General features: G+C 70.3%; 23 protein-coding genes, 1 tRNA gene and 1 riboswitch. Of the genes, 10 read left to right on the top strand and 14 right to left on the bottom strand.

Annotated features, from left to right (window positions below; all coding sequences use genetic code 11):
* Positions 1 to 48: 48 nt before the first annotated feature.
* On the bottom strand, positions 49 to 1,629 hold the full coding sequence (locus OG700_RS26095) for a DUF445 domain-containing protein (RefSeq protein WP_405617547.1): 1,581 nt from the start codon (positions 1,627 to 1,629) through the stop codon (positions 49 to 51).
* 196 nt (positions 1,630 to 1,825) lie between these two features.
* Between OG700_RS26095 and OG700_RS26090 the strand changes: the two genes are divergently transcribed.
* Positions 1,826 to 3,208 (top strand): SGNH/GDSL hydrolase family protein, encoded by a 1,383-nt coding sequence (locus tag OG700_RS26090; RefSeq protein WP_405617545.1) that lies wholly within the window; start codon positions 1,826 to 1,828, stop codon positions 3,206 to 3,208.
* Between the two features lie 206 nt (positions 3,209 to 3,414).
* On the opposite strand, the gene OG700_RS26085 is transcribed toward OG700_RS26090, so the two are convergent.
* The 4 genes from OG700_RS26085 to OG700_RS26070 form a co-directional block, all read right to left on the bottom strand.
* Positions 3,415 to 4,116, bottom strand: coding sequence for a DUF1707 domain-containing protein (locus tag OG700_RS26085; protein ID WP_405617543.1), 702 nt, complete (start codon positions 4,114 to 4,116; stop codon positions 3,415 to 3,417).
* Between the two features lie 53 nt (positions 4,117 to 4,169).
* Complete coding sequence (locus OG700_RS26080) at positions 4,170 to 5,201, bottom strand: ATP-binding cassette domain-containing protein (protein WP_405617541.1); 1,032 nt, start codon at positions 5,199 to 5,201, stop codon at positions 4,170 to 4,172.
* A gap of 100 nt (positions 5,202 to 5,301) precedes the next feature.
* A complete protein-coding gene (locus OG700_RS26075) occupies positions 5,302 to 6,165 on the bottom strand; it encodes an ABC transporter permease (protein WP_405621981.1) in 864 nt (287 codons plus the stop codon).
* Between the two features lie 49 nt (positions 6,166 to 6,214).
* Positions 6,215 to 7,015: an ABC transporter permease gene (locus OG700_RS26070; protein WP_405617539.1), complete on the bottom strand. Its 801-nt coding sequence runs from the start codon at positions 7,013 to 7,015 to the stop codon at positions 6,215 to 6,217.
* A 229-nt stretch (positions 7,016 to 7,244) separates the two neighbouring features.
* Here OG700_RS26070 and OG700_RS26065 point away from each other — a divergent pair, with 229 nt between their 5' ends.
* Positions 7,245 to 9,686 (top strand): transglycosylase domain-containing protein, encoded by a 2,442-nt coding sequence (locus OG700_RS26065; RefSeq protein WP_405617537.1) that lies wholly within the window; start codon positions 7,245 to 7,247, stop codon positions 9,684 to 9,686.
* Positions 9,687 to 10,060: 374 nt separating this feature from the next.
* Here the strand turns inward: OG700_RS26065 and OG700_RS26060 are convergent, their stop codons facing one another.
* From OG700_RS26060 to OG700_RS26050, 3 genes are all read right to left on the bottom strand, one after another.
* On the bottom strand, positions 10,061 to 10,381 hold the full coding sequence (locus tag OG700_RS26060) for a DMT family transporter (RefSeq protein WP_405617535.1): 321 nt from the start codon (positions 10,379 to 10,381) through the stop codon (positions 10,061 to 10,063).
* A 31-nt stretch (positions 10,382 to 10,412) separates the two neighbouring features.
* Positions 10,413 to 10,484: riboswitch (guanidine-III (ykkC-III) riboswitch) on the bottom strand.
* Positions 10,485 to 10,526: 42 nt separating this feature from the next.
* Complete coding sequence (locus tag OG700_RS26055) at positions 10,527 to 10,829, bottom strand: co-chaperone GroES (RefSeq protein WP_189107154.1); 303 nt, start codon at positions 10,827 to 10,829, stop codon at positions 10,527 to 10,529.
* A gap of 95 nt (positions 10,830 to 10,924) precedes the next feature.
* Positions 10,925 to 11,245, bottom strand: coding sequence for a DUF3618 domain-containing protein (locus OG700_RS26050; protein ID WP_405617533.1), 321 nt, complete (start codon positions 11,243 to 11,245; stop codon positions 10,925 to 10,927).
* Positions 11,246 to 11,403: 158 nt separating this feature from the next.
* Here OG700_RS26050 and bcp point away from each other — a divergent pair, with 158 nt between their 5' ends.
* From bcp to OG700_RS26025, 5 genes are all read left to right on the top strand, one after another.
* Positions 11,404 to 11,871, top strand: a complete 468-nt coding sequence (gene bcp, locus OG700_RS26045) for a thioredoxin-dependent thiol peroxidase (protein ID WP_405617531.1) — start codon at positions 11,404 to 11,406, stop codon at positions 11,869 to 11,871.
* A 327-nt stretch (positions 11,872 to 12,198) separates the two neighbouring features.
* Complete coding sequence (proP, locus tag OG700_RS26040; protein ID WP_405617529.1) at positions 12,199 to 13,695, top strand: glycine betaine/L-proline transporter ProP; 1,497 nt, start codon at positions 12,199 to 12,201, stop codon at positions 13,693 to 13,695.
* Positions 13,696 to 13,914: 219 nt separating this feature from the next.
* Entirely contained in the window at positions 13,915 to 14,595 is a 681-nt protein-coding gene (locus tag OG700_RS26035) for an HNH endonuclease signature motif containing protein (protein ID WP_405617527.1), read from the top strand.
* Positions 14,592 to 15,269, top strand: coding sequence for an HNH endonuclease (locus OG700_RS26030; RefSeq protein WP_405617525.1), 678 nt, complete (start codon positions 14,592 to 14,594; stop codon positions 15,267 to 15,269). Before OG700_RS26035 ends, OG700_RS26030 begins: the two co-directional genes overlap by 4 nt.
* Positions 15,270 to 15,322: 53 nt before the next feature.
* Positions 15,323 to 15,406: transfer RNA gene (locus OG700_RS26025), tRNA-Leu, on the top strand.
* Between the two features lie 62 nt (positions 15,407 to 15,468).
* Here the strand turns inward: OG700_RS26025 and rdgB are convergent.
* The 4 genes from rdgB to OG700_RS26005 all read right to left on the bottom strand — a co-directional run bounded on the left by rdgB (position 15,469) and on the right by OG700_RS26005 (position 17,663).
* On the bottom strand, positions 15,469 to 16,071 hold the full coding sequence (gene rdgB / locus OG700_RS26020; protein WP_405617523.1) for an RdgB/HAM1 family non-canonical purine NTP pyrophosphatase: 603 nt from the start codon (positions 16,069 to 16,071) through the stop codon (positions 15,469 to 15,471).
* 33 nt (positions 16,072 to 16,104) lie between these two features.
* The gene (locus OG700_RS26015) at positions 16,105 to 16,488 is read right to left on the bottom strand and encodes a hypothetical protein (RefSeq protein WP_405617521.1); all 384 of its coding nucleotides are present in this window, start codon (positions 16,486 to 16,488) and stop codon (positions 16,105 to 16,107) included.
* A 99-nt stretch (positions 16,489 to 16,587) separates the two neighbouring features.
* The gene (gene rph, locus OG700_RS26010) at positions 16,588 to 17,325 is read right to left on the bottom strand and encodes a ribonuclease PH (protein WP_405617519.1); all 738 of its coding nucleotides are present in this window, start codon (positions 17,323 to 17,325) and stop codon (positions 16,588 to 16,590) included.
* 104 nt (positions 17,326 to 17,429) lie between these two features.
* A complete protein-coding gene (locus OG700_RS26005) occupies positions 17,430 to 17,663 on the bottom strand; it encodes a glucose PTS transporter subunit EIIB (protein ID WP_405617516.1) in 234 nt (77 codons plus the stop codon).
* Between the two features lie 203 nt (positions 17,664 to 17,866).
* Between OG700_RS26005 and OG700_RS26000 the strand changes: the two genes are divergently transcribed.
* Both OG700_RS26000 and OG700_RS25995 read left to right on the top strand, forming a co-directional pair.
* Complete coding sequence (locus OG700_RS26000; protein ID WP_405617514.1) at positions 17,867 to 19,150, top strand: PTS transporter subunit EIIC; 1,284 nt, start codon at positions 17,867 to 17,869, stop codon at positions 19,148 to 19,150.
* Positions 19,151 to 19,533: 383 nt separating this feature from the next.
* The gene (locus OG700_RS25995) at positions 19,534 to 20,796 is read left to right on the top strand and encodes a PTS transporter subunit EIIC (RefSeq protein ID WP_405617512.1); all 1,263 of its coding nucleotides are present in this window, start codon (positions 19,534 to 19,536) and stop codon (positions 20,794 to 20,796) included.
* Positions 20,797 to 20,868: 72 nt separating this feature from the next.
* Here OG700_RS25995 and OG700_RS25990 read toward each other — a convergent pair whose 3' ends face one another.
* Positions 20,869 to 21,621 (bottom strand): MBL fold metallo-hydrolase, encoded by a 753-nt coding sequence (locus OG700_RS25990; protein WP_405617510.1) that lies wholly within the window; start codon positions 21,619 to 21,621, stop codon positions 20,869 to 20,871.
* A 210-nt stretch (positions 21,622 to 21,831) separates the two neighbouring features.
* On the opposite strand from OG700_RS25990, the gene OG700_RS25985 reads away from it, so the two are divergent.
* Positions 21,832 to 22,335 carry a type II toxin-antitoxin system PemK/MazF family toxin gene (locus OG700_RS25985; protein ID WP_405617508.1) on the top strand — a complete coding sequence of 168 codons (504 nt, stop codon included), beginning with the start codon at positions 21,832 to 21,834 and terminating at the stop codon, positions 22,333 to 22,335.
* Between the two features lie 74 nt (positions 22,336 to 22,409).
* Here the strand turns inward: OG700_RS25985 and OG700_RS25980 are convergent, their stop codons facing one another.
* Positions 22,410 to 23,531, bottom strand: a complete 1,122-nt coding sequence (locus tag OG700_RS25980; protein WP_405617506.1) for a hypothetical protein — start codon at positions 23,529 to 23,531, stop codon at positions 22,410 to 22,412.
* Positions 23,532 to 23,613: the final 82 nt, after the last annotated feature.

The raw sequence follows: 23,613 nt of genomic DNA, 5'->3' as shown, positions 1-23,613 counted from the left end.
TGTCCCCCCTCGTTGAACCCCCCGGTCCGTAGTGGACCGGGGTCCAGGTCACCCGCTCAGCGCGTGCGAGAGCGTGTAGATCAGCAGGCCCGCCAGCGCGCCCACCACCGTGCCGTTGATACGGATGAACTGGAGATCGCGGCCGATGTGGGCCTCGATCTTCTTGGACGTGTGCTTGCCGTCCCAGCTCGCGACCGTCTCGGAGATCAGTGACGTGATCTCGCCCCGGTACGTCGTCACGACGTAGTCCGCCGCGTCCTCCACCCAGCCCTCCAGCTTCCGCTGGAGCCTGCCGTCCGTCGCCAGGCGGGCGCCCAGCGAGAGGAGCGAGGCGCGGGCGCGCAGGCGCAGTTCGCTGCGGTCGTCCTCGGCCGCGGCGATGATCATCGCGCGTACGGAGGACCACGCCGACGCGATGATGTCCTGCACCTCGGGGCGCGCCAGCAGCTCCGACTTGAGGCGCTCGACACGGGCCCGCGTCTCCGTGTCCGACTGGAGGTCGGAGGCGAAGTCCTTGAGGAAGCGGTCGATCGCGCCGCGCGCCGGGTGGGTCGGCATGTCGCGCATCTCCGTGACGAAACGCAGCAACTCCTTGTAGACGCGGTCGCCGATCCTGCGGTCGACGAAGCGCGGCGTCCAGCCGGGCGCGCCGCCCTGCACCGCGTCCATGACCGAATCGCCGTGCTCGACCAGCCAGTCGTGCGCGCGGGCGCAGATCAGGTCGACCGCACGGTGGTGGGCGCCGTCGTCGACGACGCGCTCCAGCGTCTTCCCTATGCCGGGCGCGATCTCGGCGGCGTCCGCGCGGCGGGTGATGGCCTCGCCCACGACCGCCTGGACATCGCCGTCGCGCAGGACGGTCAGCGCGCCGCGCAGGGCCGTGGCCAGTTCGGCGGTGACGCGGTCGGCGTGGGCGGGCTCGGCGAGCCAGGCGCCGAGCCGGCCGCCGATGCCCAGGCCGCGCAGCCGGGTCCGTACGACGTCGGAGGAGAGGAAGTTCTCCCCCACGAACGAGCCGAGGGACGCGCCGAGTTGGTCTTTCTTGTTCGGGATGATCGCGGTGTGCGGAATCCGCAGGCCCAGTGGGTGGCGGAACAGCGCCGTCACGGCGAACCAGTCGGCGAGTGCGCCCACCATGCCGGCTTCGGCCGCCGCGGCGACATAGCCGGGCCAGCCGGTGACGCCCGAATTCTCCGCCCAGGTGGCGAGGATGTAGACGACCGCGACGAAGAGCAGCAGGCCGGTCGCGGTGGTCTTCATACGGCGGACGCCGCGGCGCTTCTCCTCGTCGGCGGCGGTGAAGCCGAGGGCGCCGAGCGGGGAGAACGGCGAGCGCTTGCCGGGGCCGGTGCCGGGGGCTGAGTCGTGGCCGGTGCCGGGGTCCGAGGCGTGGCCGGAACCGGGCCGTACACCCTCGCCGCCCTCACCGCCCCGCCCCGGCTCCGGGAGGGAGGTGACGGCGGTCGCCGACCTGCCGGCGCGGCCGGTCACGTCGGCAGGCGTCCCCGCCTCGCGGTCGGGACCCGCCGGGCCGTCCGTGCCGACCGCATCGGTTCCCGGCGGCCGGCCCCCGTCGCCCTCCCCGGACTCTCCTGCCCTGTCCGGTTCGGCCGGATCGCGTCGTTCCATTCAGTCCACCCATCCACGTACGTGCCCGCCGTGCCACCGAGCCCTACCGTCCGATACCCGTATCCGGCCCGCCAACGGACCCTCACCCACCCGTACGCATTGTCCCTGCCTCTGGTACTCCCGGGGCGCATCCCGAGTTCCCGCGCCATGCCGGATGATGTCCTTTGTACGTAGGTGTGAGGGAGACACGGGGGACATGAACAGACAACGGGGATTCGCCCTGCTCGCGGGCCTTCTGGCGGTCGTGGCGCTGGTGTGCGCCACGATATTCGCCGGGGTCGGCGCGCTGGACGGCGGTGTCGGCGGCGGGGGCCGCGACGAGGCCGGCAGCGACCGGGCCGCCGCGTCCGGAAACGGGGCGGGCGGAAACGGGGCGTCCGGAAACGGCGCGGGCTCCCGCGCCCGTACGCCCGCGGGAGCCGCGGCGCCCGTGTCCGCCGACGCGTGGATCGGGACCTGGGCCGCCTCGCCGGCCGGGATCGAGCCCGGTGTACCCAACGGTCACGTCGGCCGTTCCATCCGTAACGTCGTACACACCAGCATCGGCGGCACCGCCGCCCGCATCACTCTCTCCAACCTCTTCAGCCGCGAGGCGCTGCTGATCGGCCGCGCCTCGATCGCCGTCTCCGAGCACAAGGAGGACGCCGGGGCCGCCGCCGGCACCATGCGCCCCGTCACCTTCGGTAAGAAGGCGTCCGTCGTCGTCCCGCCGGGCGGGCACGTCGTCAGCGATCCCGTACGGCTCCAGGTGACGCCCGACACGGACCTGCTGGTGACCGTGCACACGCCCGCGCCCGGCGGCCCCGTCACGTACCACCCGCGCGCCCTGCGGACCTCGTACACGGCCCTGGGCGACCGTACGCGGGACGTCAGCGGCGCCGCGTACATCGAGCGCGCCCCGGTCTGGCGCTACCTCACCGCCGTCGACGTGCTCAACCGCCAGGCGCGGGGCTCGGTCGTCGTCATCGGTGACTCGATCACGGACGGCACCGGCTCCTCGTACGACAGCGACCGCCGCTGGACCGACACGCTGGCGGACCGGGTACGCGGCAGCGGTCTGGGCGTACTCAACGCGGGGATCAGCGGCAACCGCGTCCTGCGGCACAGCCTCGCCGCCGGCAAGGGGCCGAGCGGCGTCTCCCGCTTCGGGCGCGACGTCCTGGGACAGGCGGGTACCGAGGTCGTCTTCGTCGAGCTGGGCATCAACGACATCATCCGCCGGCCGAACGAGACCGATCCGGACCGGATCACCGCCGGTCTGAAGGCCCTCACCCGGCAGGCGCACGCCCGGGGGCTGCGGGTCGTCGGCTCGACGCTCACGCCCTTCGGCGGCAACTCGCGCCACACCGACCAGCTGGAAGCCGTACGGGCCGGGGTCAATGACGCGATCCGGTCGGGCGACGTCTTCGACCGGACCGTCGACTTCGACCGGCTGCTGCGCGATCCGTACGCCCCCGACCGGCTGCGGCCCGACTACGACTCGGGTGACGGTCTGCATCCGAGCGACGCCGGTTACGCGGCGATGGGGCGCTTCGTCGACCTGGGGGACCTGATCGGCGAGGAGCCCGCGCGGCTCTGAGGTCCGGTGCCGGGGCGGGGCGTGCGGCCGGGACGGGGCGTGCGGCCGGGACGGGGCCTGCGACCGGGTCGGGGCCTGCGACCGGGAACGTCGACCGGATCGCACGGACCGACCGGCCCGCACGAGTCGCGCAGTTCGCACGGGTCGCGCGGCTCGACCGGTCCGTGCGACTCGACCGGACCGCGCGGGTCGCGGGCCGGACCCGGTCAGTCCAGCTCCTTGCGGAACCTGTCCTTCTCCAGCTGCGCCCTCTTGCGCTCCTCCTTGAGCCGGCGCTTGTCCGCCGCTCTCATCTTGCGCTGCACACCCACGGCGCCCATCAGCGCGAACCCCGTGATGATCACCCGCGGCGAACCGGGGGTCACATCGGTCGCATCGCTCTCCTCCCCGAAGTCGCCCATCACACCGAAGCCACGCACCGTGACATCCATGTCCGGCGGTACGACGATATCGATGCCGCCCATCAGCGCGAAGCACCGGATGACCACGTCCCGCTGCTCGAAGTGCGCCTCACGCAGGTCGATGTCACCGCCGCCCTGAAAGACGGCGCCGGTGAACGACGGCCCCACGGTCCAGGTGCCCTTGCGGCTGAAGCCGCTCCAGAAGGCGAAGCCGCCCTTCGAGGTCTTCGAGTGTGCGGGGCTCCGGCCGATCCGGGAGCCCCAACGGTCCCCGACCGCCGAGGAGCCGGAGGTGGACGGTGCGAGATCCGTCGTCGTACCGGCGGCGGGCAGGTCTTGGATGAGGGGCTGCAACTCCCCGTGCGTACGGGCCTTGAACGCCGCTTCGAGACGGGTGTCGAACTCCTCCATGTCGATGCGACCCTCGGCCACGGCGTCGCGCAACTGTTCGGCGACGCGCTCGCGCTCGGAGTCGGATGCGCGCATCTCAGGAAGTTCACTCGTCATGTTGTCAGCCTAGTCAAAGCCGAGTCGGACGTCACAGCGCCGTGCCCGTACGCTCACGGCCCCGTGCCCTCCGCGACCCGCGCCGGCTCCGGCACCTTCCCCCTGGCCAGCATCTTCGCGATGACCGACTCGATGTCCGGCTCCCGCACCGACAGATCCATCAACGGATACTCCGCCGCGATCCGCGCCACCAGCGGCGCCGCCGACTCCGCGGCCGGGAAGGCCAGCCACTGCCGCGGCCCCTCCACCTTCACCACCCGCGCCCCCGGCAACTCGACCGGCGGCAGCTCGCGTTCGAGGTCCACGACCAGGGTCCGCTCGCTCTCGCCCACCTCGTGCAGAGCGCCCAGCCCCCCGTCGTACATCAGCCGGCCGTGGTCGATCACCATGACCCGCTCGCAGAGCTGCTCGATGTCGGTGAGGTCGTGCGTGGTCAGCAGCACCGTCGTACGGCGCTCCGCGTTCAGATCCCGCAGGAACTCGCGGACCCTGGCCTTGGAGATCACGTCCAGGCCGATCGTCGGCTCGTCGAGGTACAGCACCTCGGGGTCGTGCAGCAGCGCCGCCGCGATGTCGCCGCGCATCCGCTGGCCGAGCGAGAGCTGCCGTACGGGGACCTCCAACAGCTCGCCCAGTTCGAGCAGTTCGACGCAGCGCTCCAGGTTCTCCCGGTAGCGGCTGTCCGGGATGCGGTACATCCGGTGCACCAGCCGGTACGAGTCGATCAGCGGCAGGTCCCACCACAAGGTGGTGCGCTGGCCGAACACCACACCGATGCGGCGCGCCAGCCTCGTGCGCTCGCGCGACGGGTCGATTCCGGCGACCCGCAGCCGGCCCGCGCTCGGCGTCAGGATGCCGGTGAGCATCTTGATGGTGGTGGACTTGCCCGCGCCGTTGGGGCCGATGTAGCCGACCATCTCGCCGCGCGCCACGCGGAAGGTGAGGCCGTCGACGGCGCGGACCTGATGCCTCTCGCGGCGCAGCAGGCCCGCTTTCCGGCGTACGTCGAAGACCTTCTCGATGCCGTCCAGTTCGATGAAGCCGGAGCCGTCCGAATCCTCGCCGGAGCCGTCCGAATCCTCCATGACACGTCCCTTTCCGTCCGCAGTGCGGCCCTGTCCCGTGCGCGGCGCGGCCCTGTCCTGTCCGCGATGCCGCCCGGCCTGTGGTCCGTGGCCCGTGGCCCTAACTTCCCGTGCTGCGGTACGCGCGCAGCCCCGCCCGCCACGCCAGTCCCGCCAGCGCGCAGCACCCCACCGCCACCACCGGCGGCAGGAACGCCACCCAGTCCGGCAGCCCCAGCGGATCGTCCCGGTCCATCACGTACAGCGCGGGCAGCCAGTTGACGAAGGCCAGCGGCACCACGAACGTCACCCCGCGCACCAGATCCGTCGCGAAGACGGTCGGCGGGTACTGGAGCAGCGTGCTCCCGCCGTACGTGAACGAGTTCTGCACCTCCGAGGCGTCCTGCGCCCAGAACTGGAACGCCGCGCCCGCCACGAACACCGCCACGAAGATCCCCGCCCCGCTGAGCAGCATCATCGGGATCATCGCCACCTTCAGCGGTGTCCACGCGATGTCGAGCGCCGTCAGCGCGTATCCGAGCACCAGCAGGCCCTGGGTGATCCGGCCCAGCCGCCGCAGCGCGAACCGGTCGGCCGCGACCTGCGCGAGCACCGGCACCGGGCGCACCAGCAGGGTGTCCAGGGTGCCGTCCCTGACCCGGCGGCCCAGCCGGTCCATCGAGCCCATGACCAGGTCGGCGAGGCCGAAGGCGGCGCCTGCGGCGCCGTACAGGAAGGCGACCTCGGGCAGCGAGTAGCCGCCCAGCCGGTCGACGTGCGAGAACATCAGCAGGATCGCGACGAAGTCGAAGGCGGTCGCCGCGAAGTTCCCGAGGGCGGTCATGGCGAACGACGCGCGGTAGGTCATCGTCGAGCGGATCCACATGGCCACGATCAGGCCGTACGCGCGCAGCCCCTCCCACAGAGGCGAGCGCGACCACTCTCCCGCGGGCTCCCCCGCAGCGACCTCCCCGCCGTCCGCCACGTCCGTCCCCGCCACGTCCGCCACGCCCGCCACACCCGTCCCCGCCTCGTCAGCCACCCTGCACCACCACCCGTCGCGTCGCCACGGACTGGACCAGCCGCCCCAGCGCCAGCAGCGCCAGCGCCCAGCCGGCCTGGAAGGCGAACGCCTCAAGCAGCCCCCACCCGGTACGGCGCCCGAGCAGGACGTCCGCCGGCACCTGGAGCAGCGACGACCACGGCAGCGCCCTCGCGACCTCGCCCAGCAGGCCGGGGAAGAGCGTCAGCGGCAGCAGCATCCCGGAGAAGAACATCCCCGCCAGGAAGGCGATCTGGCCCACGCCCGCGCCATCCAGCAGCCAGAAGGCCGACAGGGCGACCAGGAAGCGCACCGCGAAGCTGACCACGACCCCCAGGAACACGGAGAACAGGAACGCCAGCCAGATCAGCGGATCGCCGGGCAGCGCCAGGTCGAAGGCGAGCGCGCCGAGCGCCATCGGTACGATTCCGCGCCCCACCAGATGGAACGCGGCACGCCCCAAGTCGCTCGCCATCCACCACAGTTGGAGATCCGCGGGCCGGTAGAGGTCGATCGCGATGTCACCGGTGCGGATGCGCTCCATCATCTCGGCCTCGAAGCCGCCGCCCATCATGGCGCAGGTCATCAGCAGCGCCTGGCCGAGCCATACGTAGGTGAGGGCCTGCGAGAGGTCGTAGCCGCCGAGCTGGGGCCGCTGGTCCCAGAGCGCCGTGTAGGTGTACGCCATGATGAAGCCGAAGACGGTGTTGGTGAACACTCCGGCGGCCGTGGCGGTCCGGTATGTCGCGTGGCGGCGGAAGCCACCCGCCGCGACGACCGCGTACAGACGCACTTCAGCACTCCCCCTCGGCCCGTTACGTGTGGTCTCCCCGTGCCGTTCCCGCTGTACGGCACCAAAGCGCCCGACCCTAGCCCAAGGGGGTCAGCCACCGCGAGCGGTTATCCGGTCAGCGGCCTCGCGCGGGTAGGAGCGTGTTTCATGGTGCCGCAGACGAATCACCCGTAACACTCACATGGTTCGTAGCACCCGAAATGACCCGGCCGAGGAGCCTGACGCACACATGAGCGACGCGCAGCAGCAGGGCTGGCCCCCGCGCGACCCGACCGGCAGCGGCGCCGGCACAGGGCCTGGCGACCCCGGCGGCAAGGGCGCCGTCGCGGCGGGGACCGGTCTCAAGGGCCGCAAGGGGCGCACGGAGCGCAAGGAGCGCAAGGCCCGCCGTAAGCGCACCGGCTGGCGCCGGATCCTCCCCACCTGGCGGATGCTGCTCGGCGCGTTCCTGATCTGCGCGCTCCTGCTGATCGGCGGCTTCATCACCGGCTACACGCTCGTGAAGATCCCGCCCGCCAACGTCGCGGCCGTCGCCCAGTCCAACGTGTATCTGTACGAGGACGGCAGCCAGCTCGCGCGGGACGGCGAGGTCAACCGCGAGAACGTGCCCCTCTCCCAGATCCCGCCGCACGTCCGCCGCGCCGTACTGGCCGCCGAGGACCGGGACTTCTACAGCGAACCCGCCATCGACCCGCAGGGCATGATCCGCGCCGCCTGGAACACCCTCACCGGCAAGGGCACCCAGGGCGGCTCCACGATCACCCAGCAGTACGTCAAGAACTACTACCTCGCCCAGGAACAGACCGTCGTCCGCAAGGCGAAGGAGTTCTTCATCTCGATCAAGCTCAACCGCGAGGAGAGCAAGGAGCAGATCCTGGAGGGCTACCTCAACACCAGCTACTTCGGGCGCAACGCGTACGGCATCCAGGCCGCCGCACAGGCCTACTACAGCAAGGACATCCAGGACGTCGACACCGCGGAGGGCGCCTTCCTGGCCGCGCTGCTCAACGCGCCCAGCGCGTACGACGTCGCCGTGCACCCGGAGAACAAGCCGCAGGCCCAGGGCCGTTGGAACTACGTCCTCAACGGCATGGTCACCGAGAAGTGGCTCTCCCCCGCCGACCGGGCCGCCATGGTCTTCCCGATGCCCGGCAAGGCCAAGCCGTCCACCGGCCTGTCGGGGCAGCGCGGCTACATCGTCCAGGCGGTCGAGGACTACCTCACCAACAACAAGATCATTGACGACGGCACCCTGGCCTCCGGCGGCTACCGCATCACCACCACGTTCCAGCGGCCCAAACAGAACGCCCTGGTCGACGCGGTCGACGAACAGGTGATGTCGAAGGTCGACGACAAGCGCGCGGCGGACCGCAACGTACGGGTCGGCGGCGCCTCCATCGACCCGGCCACCGGCGCGGTCGTCGCCATGTACGGCGGCGTCGACTACACCCGGCAGTACGTCAACAACGCGACCCGCCGCGACTACCAGGTCGGCTCCACCTTCAAACCGTTCGTGTTCGCCGCCGCCGTCGAGAACGACTCGCGGACCCAGGACGGTGAGCGGATCACCCCCAACACCGTCTACGACGGCACCAACAAGCGCATGGTGCAAGGCCCCGACGGACCCACCGGCTACGACCCGGCCAACGAGGACGACGTCTCGTACGGCCCCGTCACCGTCAGCGAGGCCACCGACAAGTCCATCAACGCCGTGTACGCGCAGATGGCGCAGGACGTCGGCCCCACGCGGGTCCGCGACACCGCGGTCGGCCTCGGCATCCCCGACGACACCCCCGACCTCACCGCGTCCCCGTCCATCGCGCTCGGCCCGGCCACGGCGAGCGTGCTCGACATGGCGGAGGCGTACGCGACACTCGCCAACCACGGCGCGCACGGCACGTACACGATGGTCACGAAGATCACCAAGGACGGCAAGACCGTCGAACTGCCGCGCCAGCGGCCCGGACAGGCCGTCAGCCGCCAGGCCGCGGACACCACCACGGCGATCCTCCAGAGCGTCGTGCGGGACGGCACGGGCACGGCGGCCCAGTCCGCGAACCGCCCGGCGGCGGGCAAGACGGGGACGGCGGAGGACGACAAGGCGGCCTGGTTCGCCGGCTACACCCCCGACCTCGCGACCGTCGTCGCGATCATGGGCGCGGACCCCAGAACGGCCCAGCAGAAGCCGCTGTACGGCGCGCTCGGCCTGGCCCGCGTCAACGGCGGCGGGCCGCCCGCGCAGATCTGGGGCCAGTTCACGGCGGCGGCGCTCGCGGGCACCGACGCCACGGACTTCGAACTGACCCTGGAGGACGGCGTGGACGACATCTCCCCACCACCGGACGGCGAGTCCGGCCGGCCCGAACAGTCCTCGTCACCGGGGCAGTCTCAGAGCCCCGGCGAAACGGGACAACCCGACACACCGGGCCGGCCACCGGGCCAGAACGCGGGCGCCGACACCGGCGGAAACGAGGGCCAGAGCCAGGGCCAGACGCCGGGACGGACCAACGGCGGCGGTACGGACGGAGGTCAGGGCGACGGCGGGGCGCAGGGCCAGGGGCAGGGCCAGGGCCAGACGAACGGTCTGACCGACGGACTCATCGGGGGCGGCGGTGCCGCGGACGGAGGCACGGGCAACGGCGCGCCCCGCACCGTCCGTCCGCAGCAGTGACGCCTACCGGGCTCAGGCCCGTCCTAGGCCCTGTCCGGCGGATCTTGGGGGGTCCGGGACGCCTGGCACGGCACCTCGCTTCGATGACAGCGTTTTCGAAGGCATCCGAGTACGTCCAGTACGAGCACGATCCTCCGCCTTGCGACGCACCGCACCAGACACCCCGGGCCGATCCCCGAAGATCCACCGGACAGGATCTAGGGCGTGTTGCGAAAGTAGCGCCGTCCGCCCGAAGGGCGGGGCCGACGGCGTCTGGTGCGTGCGATCGCAAGGCGGAGGATCGTTCTCGTACTGGACGTACTTGGATGATTCCGACAACGCGGCGAGTGCGCGTGCCAGGCGTCGTCGGCCAGGCGGGACTTTCGAAACACGCCCTAGTGGCCGGACGTCGCCTTCAGGCCCACCACGGCCACCAGCAGCAGACAGACGAAGAAGATCCGCGCGGCGGTCGTCGGCTCACCGAGGACCACCATGCCGACGACAGCCGCGCCGGCCGCGCCGATCCCGACCCACACGCCGTACGCCGTGCCGATCGGCAGCGTCTTGGCGGCCTGCGAGAGCAGCAGCATGCTGGCGACGATTCCGGCACCGGTGAAGAGGCTCGGCCACAGCCGGGTGAACCCTTCGGTGTACTTCATCCCGATCGCCCAGCCGACTTCGAGCAGACCAGCGACGATGAGCAGGACCCAGGCCATGACAGCACCTCCGAGCGAAACGCGGACAAGGAGTGCGTCGTCTTTCGATTGACCCGGTACGGCGCGTCTCGTCGGGGTCCCTCAAACGTAGCAAAGAGACGGCCGAAGGACCCGGTCCGGTGACGATGATCACCAGGCCGAAGGGCTACAGATAGAGCCCCGTGGAGTCCTCCGACCCCTCGAAACGGTCGGCCGCCACCGCGTGCAGGTCGCGCTCCCGCATCAGTACGTAGGCCACGCCCCGGACCTCGACCTCGGCGCGGTCCTCGGGGTCGTACAGCACCCGGTCCGCGGGCTCCACCGTCCGCACGCTCTGGCCGACCGCGACCACCTCGGCCCAGGCGAGCCGCCGCCCGACGGCGGCGGTCGCCGGGATGACGATGCCGCCGGACGAGCGCCGCTCGCCCTCCGGGATGTCGGTCCTGACCAGCACCCGGTCGTGCAGCATCCGGATGGGCAGCTTGTCGTGCGAGGTGTCGGGGGAGTTGTCGCTCACGCCGATGAACCTACCCGCCCGAATCCGCGCCCCATGACGGGCCCCGCTCAGACCCGGCGACGGCGCACCGACAGCGCGAGCAGACCGACCACGCCCACGGCGACCAGCGCCACCGGGACGAGCCGCTCCAGCCGTGGAGCGCCGTCGTCCGAGACGAACTTGTCCTTCACACCCGCCACCGTGCGATTCACCGCGACAAACGCCCTGCCCGCGGTCTGGTCCACCCGGGAAGCCATCCGGGCCTTCGCGTCGCCCATGATCGTCTGCGGGTGCACCCGCACCCCGATCTCGTCGAGCGTCTCGGCGAGCTGGTCGCGCCTGCGGACGATGTCCGCCTCGATCTGCGCAGGGGTCCTGGCATCCGACACCGCGCTGCCTCCGTCGTCGTGTCCGGTTGATTGATCCTTCGGTCCTTCGCCTTCGCCGACAGTCTGTCAGCTCGGCCGCCGTCGCACCCTGCGGCGCCCCTACTACGCTCGGCCCGATACACCTGGGCGACCTGCCCGCCCCCGTACCGAGGAGAACCATGAGCGAGCGACTTCAGCCCGGTGACACCGCCCCCGCCTTCACCCTGCCCGACGCGGACGGCAACGACGTCTCGCTCGCCGACCACAAGGGACGCAAGGTCATCGTCTACTTCTACCCGGCCGCTCTTACCCCCGGATGCACCAAGCAGGCCTGCGACTTCACCGACAACCTCGACGTGCTGGCCGGCGCGGGCTACGACGTCATCGGCGTCTCGCCGGACAAGCCGGAGAAGCTCGCCAAGTTCCGCGGCAAGGAGAACTTGAAGGTCACGCTGGTCGGCGACACCGACAAGGCCGTCCTCACCGCGTACGGCGCCTTCGGCGAGAAGAAGCTCTACGGCAAAACGGTGACGGGCGTCATCCGCTCGACCGTCGTCGTCGACGAGGAGGGCAAGGTCGAGCGCGCGCTGTACAACGTCCGGGCCACCGGCCATGTCGCGAAGATCATCAAGGATCTCGGCATCTAGGGCGTGTTTCGAAAGTCCCGCCTGGCCGACGACGCCTGGCACGCGCACTCGCCGCGTTGTCGGAATCATCCAAGTACGTCCAGTACGAGAACGATCCTCCGCCTTGCGATCGCACGCACCAGACGCCGTCGGCCCCGCCCTTCGGGCGGACGGCGCTACTTTCGCAACACGCCCTAGGGCCTCTCGTTTGGACCAACCGTTCGCCGATGACGCGGGCGGACGACGCGAGCCGGAGCCCCGCGACACCGTGGCTCCGGCTTGCGGCCGTCACGGCACGGTGTGGAGGCTTTCCCAAGGACTCACGTCCCCGAGGAAAGGAATCCGGCCATGGCGGCACCCGAGCGTGACCAGGTTGCCGACTCCCCCGCGGCCCGGCGCCACCCGGCCCTCTTCCGCGCGCTCCGGCGCCGGAAGAACCCCCGGCTGCGCAGGTCGGACGTCACCGTCACCGACGAGGCGGCCGTCAAGCGGGCGGTGAAGGCGGCCTCGCTGGGCAACGCCATGGAATGGTTCGATTTCGGCATCTACAGCTATCTGGCCGTCACCATCGGCCATGTCTTCTTCCCCTCGGGCAACGACACCGTCCAACTGCTCTCCTCCTTCGCGACCTTCGCGGTGGCCTTTCTCGTACGACCACTCGGTGGCATGTTCTTCGGCCCTTTGGGTGACCGGATCGGCCGCAAGAAGGTCCTGGCCATGACCATGATCATGATGGCGATCGGCACCGGCACGATCGGACTGATCCCGTCGTACGACACGATCGGCTTCTGGTCCCCCGCCCTGCTGATCCTCTTCCGGCTGGTGCAGGGCTTCTCCACCGGCGGCGAGTACGGCGGCGCGTCCACCTTCATCGCCGAGTACGCCCCCGACAGACGGCGTGGATTCTTCGGCAGCTTCCTCGAATTCGGCACCCTCGCCGGCTACGTCGGCGCGGCCGGGCTCGTCACCGCGCTCACGGCGTGGCTCGGCTCCGACGGCATGGACGACTGGGGCTGGCGCGTACCGTTCCTCGTCGCCGCGCCACTGGGACTCATCGGCCTCTATCTGCGGCTGAGGCTGGACGAGACCCCCGCGTTCGCGAAGATGGAGCAGGGCGCCGTGCACGTGTCGGAGGCCGCCGAACCGGTCGAGACCAGCACCGCCGCCGACCTCGGCCGGATCTTCCACGACCACTGGCCGAGGCTGATCCTGTGCATCTGCCTCGTCGGCGCGTACAACGTCACCGACTACATGCTGCTGTCGTACATGCCGACGTACCTCTCCGACCAACTCGACTACAGCGACACCCACGGGCTGCTGATCCTGCTCGGCGTGATGGTCGCCCTGATGGGGATCATCAACCAAGTGGGCCGTCTCAGCGACCACTTCGGGCGTAAGCCGCTCCTGATGACCGGCATGCTCGGCTTCCTGATCCTCTCCCTTCCGGCGTTCCTGCTCATCCAGCAGGGCAGCATCCCCGCGATCATCGCCGGGATGGCGATGCTGGGCCTGTCGCTGGTCTGTCTCCTCGGCACCATGTCGGCGGCGCTGCCCGCGCTCTTCCCCACGAACGTCCGCTACGGGTCCCTGTCGGTCGGCTACAACCTCTCCGCGTCGCTCTTCGGCGGTACGACGCCATTCGTGATCACCGGTCTCATCAGCCTCACCGACAACAAGCTGATGCCCGCGTACTACTCGATGCTCGCGGCGCTGATCGGTGTCATCGCGGTGGCCTGCATGAAGGAGACGGCGCGGCAGCCGCTGGAGGGATCGCCACCGTCGGTGGAGACGGCGCAGGAGGCGGCGGAACTGGTCCAGGAACAGACCCCCGGGCCGAGGTTCTGACCGCCCGGCCGGCCTCGACCGCCCGGCCGGCCTCTCCCGAAACACGGCTTCCCACTTGTCCGCCGACGCGGCACTGCTCCCCCTGGTCATGCGCCGATCCTCGCGCGCCTCGGCCGTGAGCGAGGCGAGTTATCCACATTCCGGACGTGACTAACCGATAAACGGCTCGTTGGGCTGTACGAGGCCGCGAACGCGCGGTCGGATACGGGAGGGCAAGTCATGCCGGTGAGCCCCTACACACGGCAACGCCTCGCCGAAGCGGCGGCCTCGTCGCGGACGTTGTCGGAGGCACTGGTCAAGTTGGGCGTGGATCCGAAGAGTCCGACACGGCGCTACCTACAGGAACGAATGAAGGCGATGGGCATACCGACCTCCCACTTCCAGCGGGAAGGAACGCGCTGGACCAGGGACGTGCTCGCGCCCGCCGTCGCCGCCTCGTCGACCATGTGCGAAGTGCTGCGCCGTCTTGGACTCGACGTGGTCGGCGGACACCACACCCACATCAGCCGCCGTGTGCGATCCCTCGGCATCGACACGTCGCACTTCGGCCGACCGTCCGGCGCGGGACGGCCGAGGCGTCGGCGAACACCGCGAGAACTGCTCGTGGAGCAGGAGAGCGGCCTCGCACGTCGCGTACCGGGCGCACGGCTGAAGGTGGCGATGGCAGCGCTCGGCGTCCCCGAGCGCTGCGCGCTGTGCGGTACGGAGCCCGTCTGGCGGGGCCGGCCGCTCCCGCTCGAAGTGGACCACGTCGACGGGAACTGGCACGACAACCGGCTGGAGAATCTCCGCCTGCTGTGCCCCAACTGCCATTCGACCACCGACACTTACCGCCGACGCGCGAAGGGCCGCCCGGGAGCGGCAGTCGTACCCGCACCGCGAAGGGCTGGTGGCCGATGAGCGGGAGCAGCCGCTACACGCACGAACGGCTGGCCGAGGCGGCGGATCGGTGTGCCGATGTGGATGAGGTCATAGCCTTCTTCGGTACGCGCCCGTACGGCCATCTGCGCCGGTACCTGCTCAGGCGCTTCACGCACTTCGGCATCGACGTCTCACATTTCCGCCGCCGCGGGGGCAACCTGCGGGAGGACCCACGGCCGAGCCCGGCCGAACTCTGCGAAGCCGTAGGCCGGTCCCGTTCCGTCGCCGAGACTCTGCGGCGGCTCGGGAGACCGGACAACAGCCGTCAGCGAGCCCGGCTCCGCGGCTGGGTGGCCGATGACGGCCTCAGCACCTCCCATTTCCTGGGGCAGGCGCATCAGCGCGGCAATCCGTCGCCGACCCCGGCGAGGAGAGCCGAGGACATTCTCGTCAAGCGCGAGGGGAAGACCCGTTCCAGAACCGTCCTGCTGCGCCGGGCACTGCTCGACATCGGCGTCGTGCTGCGGTGCGCGGGTTGCGGGACCGGGCCCGAGTGGAACGGACTGCCGATGACGCTTGAGGTGGATCACATCAACGGCGACCGGAGCGACGACCGTGCAGAGAACCTGCGGCTGCTCTGCCCCAACTGCCACGCTGTGACAGCGACGTGGTGCCGGGGCGGCGAGAAGCGCACCCGCGACGGATCGGCGTAGGACGATTTCGCGTATCGGATCATTCGTAGGCCCGATATCATGGCTGGCGACCGGCGGCCGTTGCTGAATTGGTATAAGCGCGACACTTAGGATGTCGTGGGAGAAATCCCATGTGGGTTCGAGTCCCACCGGCCGCACACCGCACCCTCTCCGATGGCCCCGCCCCCGCGGACCGCAGGGAGGGGGCCATCGACGTATCTCAGCCCAGCAGCTCCCGCACCACCGGCACCAGTGCCCGGAACGCCTTGCCGCGGTGGCTGATCGCGTTCTTCTCCGACGGGGTCAGTTCCGCGCAGGTGCGGGTGTCGTCGGACGGCTGGAGGATCGGGTCGTAGCCGAAGCCTCCCGTGCCCGACGGGGAGTGGCGCAGGGTGCCGGGGAGTTGGCCCTCGACCACCCGTTCCGTGCCGTCCGGGAGGGCCAGGGCCGCCGCGCAGGTGAAGTGGGCCGTGCGGTGGGGGGGTGCGATGTCGGAGAGTTGGGCCAGGAGCAGGTCGAGGTTGGCGCGGTCGTCGCCGTGGGTGCCCGACCAGCGGGCGGAGAAGATGCCGGGGGCGCCGCCGAGGACGTCGACGCAGAGGCCGGAGTCGTCGGCGACGGCCGGGTGGCCGGTCGCGCGGGCCAGGGCGTGGGCCTTGAGCAGGGCGTTCTCGGCGAAGGTGACGCCGGTCTCCTTGACGTCCGGGATGTCGGGGTAGGCATCCGCGCCGACGAGGTCGTGGGGGAGGCCGGCGTCGGCGAGGATGGCCCTCAGTTCGGTGATTTTCCCGGCGTTGCGGGTGGCGAGGATCAGGCGCGTCATGCGTCGATTATCCGCCCATGGCCGGGGCGTCCGTTACGGGGTGCAGACCTTGCCGATCTCGGTGGCCGCGTCCGTGACGGGGCTGAGGTCGGGGGCGGCGTCGCCGTTCTCGATGGCCTCGCGGACGGTGCCGACGCCGGTTTCGAGGTCGCCGACCGCCTTGCTGAGGTCGGCGTTGTCGGTCTTGTCCTGGAGCTTGGTCAGCTCGGTGTCGATGTCGTTCAGGGCCTCTTCGGCCTGTGTCGGGTCGTCCGCCGCGCTGGAGACCGCCTGCTGGAGCTTGTCCACGCTGGTGGCGATGGCGTCGGCGGTCTGGACGCAGTCGAGGGCCTTGTCGAGTGCGCCACAGCCGGCCGCCCCGGTGAGCGTGAGCAGGACGGCGGCTATGGTCGCCGCGGTGCGTCGGCGCGTGGCCATGGGTCGGTTCCCTCCCTGGTGCGGAAGGGCGTACGGGTACGTCCGTACGCCCTGAGTCGCGACTGTAACGACGCCGCACCAGGGCTCTTGGTTGCCTCTTTACCTGGCGAGGGTCTCTTTCAGCACGGCGGTCTGGAGCGCGGCGAGGTCCGCGCAGCCGCTGGTGGCGAGGTCGAGGAGGGCGCCGAGTTCCTTGCGGTCGAAGGGTTCGGCCTCGGCGGTGCCCTGGACCTCGACGAAGCGGCCGTCGCCGGTGCAGACGACGTTCATGTCGGTGTCGGCGCGCACGTCCTCCTCGTAGCAGAGGTCGAGGAGGGGCGCGCCGTCGACGATGCCGACGCTGATCGCGGAGACGGTCCCGGTCAGGGGCTTGCGGCCGGCCCGGACGATCTTCTTGGTCCTGGCCCATTCGACGGCGTCGGCGAGGGCGACGTACGCGCCGGTGATGGCGGCGGTGCGGGTGCCGCCGTCGGCCTGGAGGACGTCGCAGTCGAGGACGATGGTGTTCTCGCCGAGGGCCTTGCAGTCGATGACGGCGCGCAGCGAGCGGCCGATGAGGCGGGAGATCTCGTGGGTGCGTCCGCCGATCTTGCCGCGTACGGCTTCGCGGTCGCCGCGGGTGTTGGTGGAGCGGGGCAGCATCGAGTATTCGGCGGTGACCCAGCCTTCGCCGCTGCCTTTGCGCCAGCGCGGGACGCCTTCGGTGACGGAGGCGGTGCAGAAGACCTTGGTGTCGCCGAAGGAGATGAGTACGGATCCTTCGGCGTGCTTGCTCCATCCGCGTTCGATGGTGACGGGGCGGAGTTGTTCGGGGGTGCGGCCGTCGATTCGAGACATGGGTGTGAGCCTAGCCGGACATGGGTGAGGGGCTCGTTCCGGTTCTCCGTCGTGGGTACGGAGGTTGGCCGGACCGGGCCCCTCGGCGGACGCCGCGTGAGTGGTTACATCATGTCTTCGATGTCGGCGGCGATCGGGTCGGCGTCGGTGCCGATGACGACCTGGATCGCGGTGCCCATCTTGACGACGCCGTGGGCGCCGGCGGCCTTCAGCGCGACCTCGTCGACCTTGCTCGGGTCCACGACCTCGGTACGGAGGCGGGTGATGCAGCCTTCGACCTCTTCGATGTTCGCGATTCCGCCGAGCCCGGCGACGATCTTCTCAGCCTTGCTGGCCATGTCTTGCTCCCTGCTGTTCAAGGGGTGGTGTCCCGGTTCACCGCGGGTCCGATTTTTCACGGTAACTCACGGTTGGCCCATCTTCGCGGGCGGGTGACCGACCCGTACCGAAAGATAACGGTCACCAGTGGTACGCGGCCCGCGGCCCGGCCTCGGGAGCGTATCGCAACTGGTCTACACCACTGTGCCACGGGAGGACGCCGATGAGTTCGACGGGTGCCGACGCGTCGGCCGCTCCCCCGGCGCGTCGACGGCGGTGGTGGTGGAACGCTCTCTTCCAGGGGCTCCAGAAGGTCGGCCGCAGCCTCCAGTTGCCGGTGGCGGTGCTTCCCGCGGCGGGTCTGCTGGTCAGTCTGGGCAATCTCTTCGCGGCGTATCTGGACGGCCCGTTCTGGGACCGGACGACCAAGGTCTTCCTCCAGGGCGGCAACGCGATCCTGGACGGCGGCTTCGGGCTGCCGCTGCTCTTCTGCATCGGGGTCGCGATCGGCTTCGCCAAGAAGGCCGACGGGTCCACGGCGCTGGCCGCGGTCGTGGGTTTCCTCGTCTACCACAACGTCCTGGCGGCGTTCCCCGCCGACGACACGGTCACCGACGCGCTGCCGGAGGGCACCCCGCAGAATCCGGGGGTGCTGGGCGGCATTCTGATCGGTCTGCTCACGGCGGTGGTCTGGCAGCGCTTCCACCGTACGAGGCTGGTGGACTGGCTCGGCTTCTTCAACGGCCGCCGTCTGGTGCCGATCCTGATGGCGTTCCTGGGGGTGGTACTCGGGGTGCTGTTCGGGCTGCTGTGGCAGCCGGTGGGTGACGCGCTGACGGCGTTCGCGAAGCAGTTGATCGATCTGGGCGCGTGGGGCGCGGGCATCTTCGGTGTCGCGAACCGGCTGTTGATCCCGATCGGGATGCACCAGTTCCTGAACACCTTCTTCTGGTTCCAGGCGGGCGAGTTCACGACGAAGGACGGGACCGTGGTCCAGGGTGACCTGACGCGGTTCTTCGCCGGGGACCCGACGGCGGGGCAGTTCATGTCGGGCTTCTTCCCGATCATGATGTTCGGCCTGCCGGCCGCCGCGCTCGCGATCACGCACTGCGCGCGGCCCGAGCGCCGCAAGCAGGTGGCGGGCCTGATGGTCTCGGTCGCCCTGACCTCGTTCGTGACGGGTGTGACGGAGCCGCTGGAGTTCTCGTTCATGTTCGCCGCGCCGCTGCTGTACGGGCTGCACGCGCTGCTGACGGGTGCGTCGATGGCGATCACCTGGGCGCTGGGGGTGCACGCCGGTTTCAGCTTCTCGGCGGGGTTGATCGACTACGTCGTCAACTGGCATCTGGACACGAAGCCTTGGCTGATCATTCCGATCGGGCTCTGTTTCGCGGTCGTCTACTACGTCCTCTTCCGCTTCGCCATCGTCAGGTTCAACCTGCCGACCCCCGGCCGGGAGCCGGAGGAGGTGGAGGAGGAGGCCGAGCGGGAGAACCTGGAGAAGTGACGCCAGGAGAGGAGTGACCGGGAGATGAGCGGCGGGGGTGGCGACCCACCCGCGTAAGCCTCGCAGGCCCTCGCGGCCCTTCGGCAAGACCTTCGGAACGGCCTTCGGAACGGCCTTCGGCGCGACCCTCGGACCCCGTGGTCCGGGGGTTTTTCGCGTACCGAAGGCGCACAGAACGCGCACCGAACGACTACCGAACCCGAACCGGAAGTATCGAGTCCGGATCGAGAGAATCCGAAGGTTCCTTATTCAACCCTCACATGTTAAAACTGGTCTACACCACTCAAAGGTGTAGACCACATGGCCGCGCGCCGTGTTCCCAGGTCGCCGCCGCCCCCCATCATCCCTGCTCACGGCGGTGCCTTGTCCTCTGGAGGAAGTTGATGTCCACGGCCAGCGCCGCCCCCGCGGCTCCGAAAAAGGGCTCCGGCGTAATGTCCGTCATGCAGCGCATCGGCCGCAGCCTCATGCTGCCGGTCGCCGTACTGCCCGCCGGTGCCCTGCTGGTGCGTCTCGGCAACCCCGACATGCTCGGGCGCGAGTCGTTCCCCACCTTCATCACCAAGATCGCCGGTTACATGGCCGCCGGCGGCGGCGCGATCCTCGACAACATGCCGCTGCTCTTCGCCGTCGGCATCGCCATCGGCTTCGCCAAGAAGTCGGACGGCTCGACCGCGCTCGCCGCCGTCACCGGCTATCTCGTCTTCCAGAAGGTCCTCGCCACCTTCACGGACGGAAACCTGCCGCAGGTCGCGAGCGTCGTCGACGGCAAGATAGTCATGTCGGACGCCCCCGTGAACGCGGGCGTCCTCGGCGGTGTCGTGATGGGCGTCGTGGTCGCCCTGCTCTACCAGAAGTTCTACCGGACGAAACTGCCCGACTGGGCGGGCTTCTTCGGCGGCCGGCGTCTCGTCCCGATCCTGTCGGCGTTCGCGGGTCTGCTCATGGGCATCGCCTTCGGTCTGATCTGGCCGGTCCTCGGCGCCGGTCTGCACAACTTCGGTGAGTGGCTGGTCGGCTCGGGCGCGGTCGGCGCCGGTATCTTCGGTGTCGCGAACCGCGCGCTGATCCCGGTCGGCATGCACCACCTGCTGAACTCGTTCCCGTGGTTCCAGGCCGGTTCGTACGAGGGCAAGAGCGGCGACATCGCGCGCTTCCTCGCCGGTGACCCGTCGGCCGGACAGTTCATGACCGGCTTCTTCCCGATCATGATGTTCGCGCTGCCCGCCGCCTGTCTCGCGATCGTGCACTGCGCCCGCCCCGAGCGCCGCAAGATCGTCGGCGGCATGATGTTCTCGCTCGCGCTGACCGCCTTCGTCACCGGTGTGACCGAGCCGATCGAGTTCACCTTCATGTTCATCGCGCCGGTGCTGTACGCGATCCACGCCGCGCTGACCGGTGTGTCCATGGCGCTGACCTGGGCGCTGGGCATGAAGGACGGCTTCGGCTTCTCGGCGGGCGCGATCGACTTCTTCCTCAACCTGGGGATCGCGACCAACCCGTGGGGCCTGGCGCTGGTCGGGCTCTGTTTCGCGGCCGTCTACTACGTGGTCTTCCGCTTCGCCATCGTCAAGTTCAACCTGCCGACGCCCGGCCGGGAGACCGACGAGGAACTGGCCGAACTCCAGAAGGCCGAGGCCAAGTAGGCCCGCCCCACAGGCGCGTGTACGTGACGGTGCCCCCGGCCATCCCGGCCGGGGGCACCGTCACGTATCGGTTCAGATCTCGTACACCGCGCCGGGCGCGGCCAGTTCGGCCGGTCCGCCGTACACCGCCCGCGCGTCGCTCAGGTTCCGCGCGGCGTCCGTCCACGGCGGGATGTGCGTGAGGACGAGCCTGCGCGCCCGGGCGCGGGCGGCGTGCTCGCCGGCCTCGCGGCCGTTGAGGTGGAGGCCGGGGATGTCCTCCTTGCCGTAGGTGAACGCGGCTTCGCAGAGGAACAGGTCCGTGTCGTCGGCGAGATCGATCAGGGCCTCGCTGGCGCCGGTGTCGCCGGAGTAGGTGAGCGATCTGCCGTCGTGCTCGACGCGGATGCCGAACGTGTCGACGGGGTGGGCGACCTTCTCCGTACGGACCGAGAAGGGCCCGATCTCGAAGGCGCCCGGCTTGAGCGTGTGGAAGTCGAAGACCTCGCTCATGGACTTGTCCGTGGGGGTGTCGGCGTGCGCGGTGGTCAGGCGCTGCTCGGTGCCGTCGGGGCCGTAGACGGGGATGGTGGCGCAGCGTCCGCCGTCGTGGCGGTAGTAGCGGACGACGAAGTAGCCGCACATGTCGATGCAGTGGTCGGCGTGCAGATGGCTGAGGAAGATGGCGTCGAGGTCGTAGAGACCAACGTGACGCTGCAATTCGCCGAGGGCACCGTTGCCCATGTCGAGGAGCAGCCGGAAGCCGTCGGCCTCTACGAGGTAGCTGGAGCAGGCCGATCCCACGGAGGGGAAGGAACCCGAGCAGCCGACGACGGTGAGCTTCATGGAGCGTGAACCTCCGTGGCGTGGAAGGGGGGCGACGGGGGTCGTTCGGTCTGTCGAGCGTAAGGCGCTAAACGCCTGGTCGCTCCTCCACACCGGTCTGTTGTGGGGGAACTCACCTGCTCTGTCACCGGTTCGGGCGGACCTGGCCGCCGGGCGGTGTGCCGCGCATCGCGCCGGGTGCGGGCGGGCGGCGGCGGTACGGTCTGGGGCATGGACACGACCTGGTGGGTGGCTCTGATCGTCGTGGCGGTGCTGGCGATGGTCGCCACGCTCGTGGACGGGCGCGGCCGGAGTCCGCGGCCTCCGGGCAAGCGCTTCCTGCGCTCCCGGCGGCCGGGCGGGACGGACCGGAGGCCGCCGCGCGGGCCGGCCGGGCGGCAGACCGGCCCCCGGGCCGGGGGCCGGGGGCCGCGGGCGGGTGAGATCTGGTGGGCGATGGTGCCGTACGAGGACGGGACAGGGGCGAAGGACCGGCCGTGTCTGGTGCTCTCGGTACGGGGCCGTACGGTGCTGGTCGCGAAGATCACCAGTAAGTTCCACGAGGAGCGCCCCGGTGTGATTCCGCTCCCGCCGGAGGCGGTGGGCGACACGGACGGACGGCCGAGTTTCCTGGAGACGGACGAGTTGCGGACGGTGGACACGAAGGCGTTCCGCCGCCGGGTGGGGCCCGCCGATCCGGTGCTGTGGCGGCGGGTCCGGCACCTGGCGGGTTGACGCGGGGCGGCCGGGGGCCGGCGGCCGGAGGTTGGGGCCGGGAGTTCATCGCCGGGGGCTGGCCGGCCGCCGGACTACGGAAGCGGCGCCGTCGGGTACTGGGGCGTGGCGTACGGGCGTGGGGTGCGCAGGAGCAGGGCGATGGCCACCAGCATCGCCGCTCCCGCCGCGAACGCGCTGTTGAGGCTCCAGGCGAAGGTGGTGTTCCGGTAGTAGTCGGAGAGATGTTCGTAGGGGACGCCCGCGAGTTCGCGGAGCCGGAGGTACGCGGCGACGCCGAGCAGCGCGAGCGCCGCGCCGCGGGCCGCCGGGGCGTTGCGCAGCAGCAGGACGCCGACGACGAGGAACGCCGCCATGAGCGCGCTGTGGTAGTGGGTGTAGCCGACCGAGGCGCCGTACCCGCCACGGGCGTTGACGTTGAGCGCTTCGTGCCACCACTCGGTGAAGGCCCCCGGGCCGCCGTCCGGGCCGATGGCCTCGTTGTACTCCCGCAGGTAGTGGACGTACCAGAAACCCTGTACCGCGCCGATCAGGATCAGCAGGACGCCCGCCGCGCGCCGGCCGCCGGTCATGGGCTCGGGAGGTATGTCGCGTTCGCGGGCGGTCAGCAGCAGGATGATCACGGTGGCGGCGGCGAGGAAGGCGAACACGTAGGTGAGCACGATCAGCCCGCCGTGCTCGGTGGCGAACATGTGGTCGCGGTAGTCGCTCCTGGTCAGTCCGTTGAGCTGCCGGGCGCCGGCGCCCAGGAGCAGGAACGCGAGGAGCAGGGCGGCGCCGCGTGCGGTGGTGCGCAGGGCGAGGGCGGCGATGCCGACGACGAGCAGGGCGACGGCGAAGGCCCACTCGTGGACGGTGAGTACGAGCAGCGGCCGGCCCCCGTCGTCCTTGACGAGGCTTTCGAGGAGCACGCCGGGGTCGGGGCGTACGGCGACCGCGGTGTCGATGATCCAGGCGCCGAGGACGCAGGCGAAGACGAGGAGCAGGATGCCGGAGGTGACGTACGCGCCGAGGTGCCTGCGGGACGCGCGAGCGGTGGCCGGCGGTGGCGCGAAGGGGGCGGGGGGTCCGAAACCGGGGGGTCCGTAGCCCGGTGGTGGGCCGTTGCCCGGCGGCGGAGGGCCGTGGCCGTTTCCGGGGCCGGGGGGCTGTCCCGTACCGCCCGTACCGGCCGTGCCACTCCAGCGGTCGTCCATCTCTGTCCCCCGTGGTCGGTGCGTCGATCGACGTCGATCGTCACCGTCGGGGCGGTGGCGCAACAGCCCCGGGCGGGGACTG

The sequence above is a fragment of the Streptomyces sp. NBC_01508 genome (genome assembly GCF_045040315.1).
Classification (GTDB): domain Bacteria; phylum Actinomycetota; class Actinomycetes; order Streptomycetales; family Streptomycetaceae; genus Streptomyces.
Note: the sequence above shows the minus strand (reverse complement) of the source record. Positions and strands in the feature narration are given on the sequence as shown.